At 72.4% G+C, this 5,394-nt stretch carries 5 protein-coding genes; 1 reads left to right on the top strand and 4 read right to left on the bottom strand.

The window, feature by feature from the left end; genetic code table 11:
- Positions 1 to 75 precede the first annotated feature (75 nt).
- The 4 genes from JS521_RS25030 to yczE form a co-directional block, all read right to left on the bottom strand.
- Positions 76 to 450 carry an RNA polymerase-binding protein RbpA gene (locus JS521_RS25030; protein WP_003959706.1) on the bottom strand — a complete coding sequence of 125 codons (375 nt, stop codon included), beginning with the start codon at positions 448 to 450 and terminating at the stop codon, positions 76 to 78.
- A 265-nt stretch (positions 451 to 715) separates the two neighbouring features.
- On the bottom strand, positions 716 to 2,089 hold the full coding sequence (locus JS521_RS25035; protein WP_205085195.1) for an MFS transporter: 1,374 nt from the start codon (positions 2,087 to 2,089) through the stop codon (positions 716 to 718).
- A 46-nt stretch (positions 2,090 to 2,135) separates the two neighbouring features.
- The gene (locus JS521_RS25040) at positions 2,136 to 2,912 is read right to left on the bottom strand and encodes a glycerophosphodiester phosphodiesterase family protein (protein WP_205085196.1); all 777 of its coding nucleotides are present in this window, start codon (positions 2,910 to 2,912) and stop codon (positions 2,136 to 2,138) included.
- A complete protein-coding gene (gene yczE / locus JS521_RS25045) occupies positions 2,909 to 3,661 on the bottom strand; it encodes a membrane protein YczE (RefSeq protein WP_205085197.1) in 753 nt (250 codons plus the stop codon). Before yczE ends, JS521_RS25040 begins: the two co-directional genes overlap by 4 nt.
- Positions 3,662 to 3,763: 102 nt before the next feature.
- On the opposite strand from yczE, the gene JS521_RS25050 reads away from it, so the two are divergent.
- Positions 3,764 to 5,263, top strand: coding sequence for an SCO1417 family PLP biosynthesis transcription factor (locus tag JS521_RS25050; protein ID WP_205085198.1), 1,500 nt, complete (start codon positions 3,764 to 3,766; stop codon positions 5,261 to 5,263).
- Positions 5,264 to 5,394 lie beyond the last annotated feature (131 nt).

Raw genomic sequence — 5,394 nt, forward strand, 5'->3', positions numbered from 1 at the left:
GGCCGTGACACACGTTCTGTGTCACGGCCCGCGGCTCTTGGTGCTGCTGTGGTGCTGCTGTGCGGTGTTACGCGGTCAGGCAGACTTCCTGCTGTCCCGCGGGTGCACGGCGATGTTCATGGCTCCGGAGCGCAGAACCGCCAGCCTCTCGGCCAGCACCTCCTCCAGCTCCTCGCGGGTGCGCCGCTCCATGAGCATGTCCCAGTGCGTGCGCGCCGGCTTGCCCTTCTTCTCCTCGGGGCCATCCCCGTCCACCAGGAGTGCCTGGGCGCCGCACGCCTTGCACTCCCACTCCGGCGGAATCTCTGCCTCTACCGAGAACGGCATCTCGAATCGATGTCCGTTCTGGCATGCGTACTCCACCGCCTGGCGCGGGGCCAGATCGATGCCGCGGTCCGTCTCGTAGCTGGTAACCACAAGTCGCGTGCCGCGGAGAGCTCGCTCACTCATGAATCGTGCCTCCCGGGCTTGTCGCCCACAGGACAAAATGTCGCTGTCGTCGTCATCCGGTCAACGTCCGGTCGGCGGTAAAGATTCCCGTTGCGGGTCATGCGTCGCCCGTCGTGCCGCTGCTTTATCTGGGTTGAGTACCCGCCCATGCCCGGTTTGTCACCTCTGGTGGATGTTGTCACCCAACGGTTGAGCCGCTTCCACTGGCAGTAACGGTCCTCCGGGCAGGCCAAAGACGTATACTACCGGCCTTTTACTTCAGCGTCTAAATCCGTTCCGGTACGGGGTTGCCCGCGGCCTCCACCGCACGCCTCACCGGAACCCGCGCGAGCAGCACCGCGCCCAGGGCGAAGAACACGATCAGCGAGATGATCGCGTCCCGGTAGCTGCCGGTCACCTGGTACGCCAGACCGAACACCAGGGGCCCCAGCCAGCTCAGTCCGCGGTCGCTCATCTCGTACGCGGAGAAGTACTCCGCCTCCTTGCCGCGCGGCACCAGATGCGAGAACAGCGACCGCGACAGGGCCTGGCTGCCGCCCAGCACCAGGCCGATCGCCGCCGCCAGGACGAAGAAGAACACCGGCGCGTCGGCGGGCAGCAGATAGGCGGCGAGCAGGATCAGGGTCCAGATGACCAACGACCCGAGAATCGTGCGCTTCGCGCCGTACGTCCGGGCGAGCCGTCCCATGCCGAGCGCCCCCGCCACCGCCAGGATCTGCACCAGCAGCACCGCGACGATCAGCGTCGTCTGATCCAGGCCCAGCTCCTCGGAGCCGTACAGCGAGGCCTGCGAGATCACCGTCTGGATCCCGTCGTTGTAGACGAGATAGGCCAGCAGGAACGAGAGCGTCAGCGGGTGGCGCCGCATGTCGCGCAGGGTCGCCCGCAACTGCTTCCACCCGGAGCCCACCGCCCCCTCGCCGTCCGGCCGCACCCGGCGGTCGCGCAGCCGCCGCAGCGGTACGAGGGTGAACGCGCCCCACCACACACCGGCCGAGGCGAGACAGATCCGCACCGCGTCGGACTCGGCGAGCCCGAAGGACTCGTGGCCGGTGTACAGGATCAGGTTGAGGACCAGGACCAGCGCGCCCGAGGTGTAGCCGAAGGCCCAGCCGCGCGAGGAGACCGCGTCGCGCTCCTCCGGCTCGGAGATCTGCGGCAGATAGGCGTTGTACAGCACCATCGACACCGAGATCGAGGCGTTGGCCACGATCAGCAGGAACGCGCCCAGCAGATAGCGATGGCCGTCCAGGAAGAACATCCCGGTCGTGGCCGCCGCCCCCGTGTACGCGGCCGCCGCCAGCAGCGGCTTCTTGCGCCCCGAACGGTCCGCCGCCGCGCCCACGATCGGCATCAGGATCACGGCCACCACGATGGAGGCCGAGACGGAGTACGCGAACAGCGACCCCGCGCGCACGGGTATGCCCAGCGGGTGCACGAACCCGTCCGGGTCCGCCGCCGCCTTCGCGATCGACGTCAGATACGGGCCGAGGAAGACGGTCAGCACGCTGGTGGAGTAGACGGAGCACGCGAAGTCGTAGAAGTACCAGCCGTGCTGCTCCCGCTTGCGGGCGGCCGCGGCATCCCCGCCCGGCGGCCGTCCGGACGGATCGGCCGTTCCTGTGGTCCCGGTGCTCACGCCGCGTCCCCTCGCTCGTCCCCTGTGGACGCGGACGGGCCGGGCGTCAGGACCATGCCCCCCGCTCGCTCAGCACCGTACGCAGCGTCTCGATGTGATCGGTCATGATGCCATCCACCCCGAGGTCCAGGAGCGCCACCATCCGATCCGGCTCGTTCACCGTCCAGACGTGCACCTGGAGCCCGAGCGCGTGCGCCGTGCGGACGAAGCGGGCGTCCACCACCGGGACGGGGCCCTGCCGCTCGGGGACCTGGGCGCACACCGCGCCCGCGCGCAGCGGCACCGGGATCCCGTACGAACGCAGCCGTAGCGCGAGGACGCCCCGCACCCCGTACGACGTGGCCAGCCGGGGGCCCGCCAGGCGGTGCGCGCGGGTCACCCGGGCCTCCGAGAACGAGCCGACGCAGATCCGGTCCCAGGCGTCGGTCCGGCGGATCAGGGTGAGCAGCGGCTCCAGTGCCGACTCGGTCTTCAGGTCCACGTTCCAGCGGGCCCCGGGGAACTCCTCCAGCAGCTCCTCGAAGAGCGGGAGCGGTTCGCCGCCCCCGACCCGGGCCCGGCCCACCTCGCTCCAGGGCAGTTCGGCGATCCGGCCCCGGGCGTCGGTGACCCGGTCCAGCGTCGCGTCGTGGAAGGCGACCAGCCGGCCGTCCGCCGTGGTGTGCACATCGGTCTCGAAGTAGCGGTAGCCCGCGTCCCACGCCCGGCGGAAGGCGGTCACGGTGTTCTCCACGCCGTCCGCCGCCCCGCCGCGGTGGGCGAAGGGGATCGGCGTCGGGTGGTCCAGGTAGGGGTGGCTCGGATACGGGTGGCTCGGCTTCACTGCGGCAGTATGGCCTGCCCGGACGGCGGAGCGGCGACGGGCCCGGGACCGGCGGCCGTCGCGGGGGCGACGGATCCGGAACCGGCGGCCGTCGCAGGCGTGGACGGCTCGCCCGAGGCGACGGTGACCCCCGTGCCGGCGGGCGCGGGGAGCGCGAACATCCGCAGGAAGAGCTGGGCCAGCGGGCCGATGGCCAGCGCGTACAGCACCGTGCCCGCCCCCACCGAGCCGCCGAGCACGAAGCCGGTCGCCACGACCGCCACTTCGAGGGCCGTGCGGACCAGCCGGATCGAGCGGCCGGTGATGTGGTTCAGCCCGGTCATCAGCCCGTCCCGCGGCCCCGGGCCGAAGCGGGCCGCGATGTACAGCCCGGTCGCCACGCCGTTGAGGACGATGCCGAGCACCATCACCGGGATCCGGACGCCGAGTGCGTCGAGGTCGCCGACCACCGCGAGCGTCCCGTCCATCGCAAGACCGACTACGAAGACGTTGGAGACCGTGCCGAGCCCCGGCCGCTGGCGCAGCGGGATCCACAGCAGCAGCACCACCGCGCCGACGATGATCGACACGACCCCGATCGAGATCCCGGTCCGCTCCGCGAGCCCCTGGTGCAGCACACCCCACGGCTCGAGACCCAGTCCGGCCCGGACCAGAAGCGCGGAGCTCGCCCCGTAGAGCGCCAGGCCGACGTACAGCTGGACCAGCCGCCGGGTGAGATGAGTGCTGCTCCGGCCGGTGGTCCTGGCCACGTTGTGCCCCCTGATGTAGTGGTGGTGGACTGCTTCATGTCACTCTGTGGCAGGGGATCGGCCACCAACTATGGCCAATCCGAGGAAGGTGGACTGATTTCGATGGCGCAGTGGACATCGACGGTGGGAGCGGCCCAGCTCGCCCGGCAGCTCCGGTCGCAGCAGGCCCGGCCCACCGGACCGGGCGGCCGCAAGCCGCCCGCGTACCGCGCGCTCGCCGACGGCGTACGGCTGCTCGTCCTGGAAGGACGCGTTCCGGTCGCCGCCCGGCTCCCCGCCGAACGCGAACTGGCCCTCGCCCTGTCGGTGAGCCGCACGACCGTCGCGGCCGCCTACGAGGCGCTGCGCGCCGAAGGGTTCCTGGAGTCCCGGCGCGGCGCGGGCAGCTGGACCGCCGTTCCGGCCGGCAACCCGCTGCCCGCCCGCGGCCTCGAACCGCTGCCGCCGGAGTCCCTCGGCTCGATGATCGACCTGGGCTGCGCGGCCCTGCCCGCGCCCGAGCCCTGGCTGACCCGCGCGGTCCAGGGGGCGCTGGAGGAGCTGCCGCCGTACGCCCACACGCACGGCGACTACCCGGCCGGGCTGCCCGCCCTGCGCCGGATGATCGCCGACCGCTACTCCGCCCTCGGCATCCCGACCATGCCCGAACAGATCATGGTCACCACCGGTGCGATGGGCGCCATCGACGCGATCTGCCACCTCTTCGCAGGCCGCGGCGAACGCATCGCGGTCGAGTCCCCTTCGTACGCCAACATCCTCCAGCTGATGCGCGAGACGGGCGCCCGCCTCGTCCCGGTCGCGATGCAGGAGGGGCTCGGTGGCTGGGACATGAACCGCTGGCGCCAGGTGCTGCGGGACGCCGCGCCCCGGCTCGCCTATGTGGTCGCCGACTTCCACAACCCCACCGGCGCGCTCGCCGACGAGCAGCAGCGCCGCGACCTGGTGGAGGCGGCCCGGTCCGCCGGAACGGTCCTGGTCGTCGACGAGACCATGAACGAACTCCGCCTGGACGCCGACATCGACATGCCTCGACGGGTCTGCGCCTTCGACCCGGCCGGCAGCACGGTCCTGACCGTCGGCTCGGCCAGCAAGGCCTTCTGGGCGGGAATGCGGATCGGCTGGGTGCGCGCCGCCCCGGACGTCATCCGCAGCCTGGTCGCCGCCCGCGCGTACGCCGACATGGGCACCCCCGTCCTGGAACAGCTCGCCATCAACTGGCTCATGGGGACGGGCGGCTGGGAACAGGCCGTCGAGGTCCGGCGGAGCCAGGCCCGGGAGAACCGGGACGCCCTGGTGACGGCGGTGCGCCGGGAGCTGCCGGACTGGGAGTTCACCGTGCCGCGCGGCGGGCTGACGCTGTGGGTGCGCACCGGCGGCATCTCCGGATCCCGGCTGGCCGTGGCGGGTGAACGCGTCGGCGTCCGCGTGCCGTCGGGCCCCCGGTTCGGGGTCGACGGGGCCTTCGAAGGATACGTACGGCTGCCGTTCACGGTGAGCGGGCCGGTCGCCGACGAGGCGGCCGTACGCCTGGCGGCGGCGGTGGACCTGGTGCGCTCCGGGGCGGGCGCGGGGGCCGACGCTCCGCGCTCCTTCGTGGCCTGAGAGCCGGCATGACAAGACGGGGGGGGGGGGGGGGGGGGGGGGGGGGGGGGGGGGGGGGCGGCGCCCCCCCGCCCCCGCGGGGGGGGGCCCCGGGGGGCGCCCCCCCCCCCGGCCCCCCGGCCCGGGCCCGC

Source organism: Streptomyces durocortorensis (assembly GCF_016901035.1).
Classification (GTDB): domain Bacteria; phylum Actinomycetota; class Actinomycetes; order Streptomycetales; family Streptomycetaceae; genus Streptomyces; species Streptomyces durocortorensis.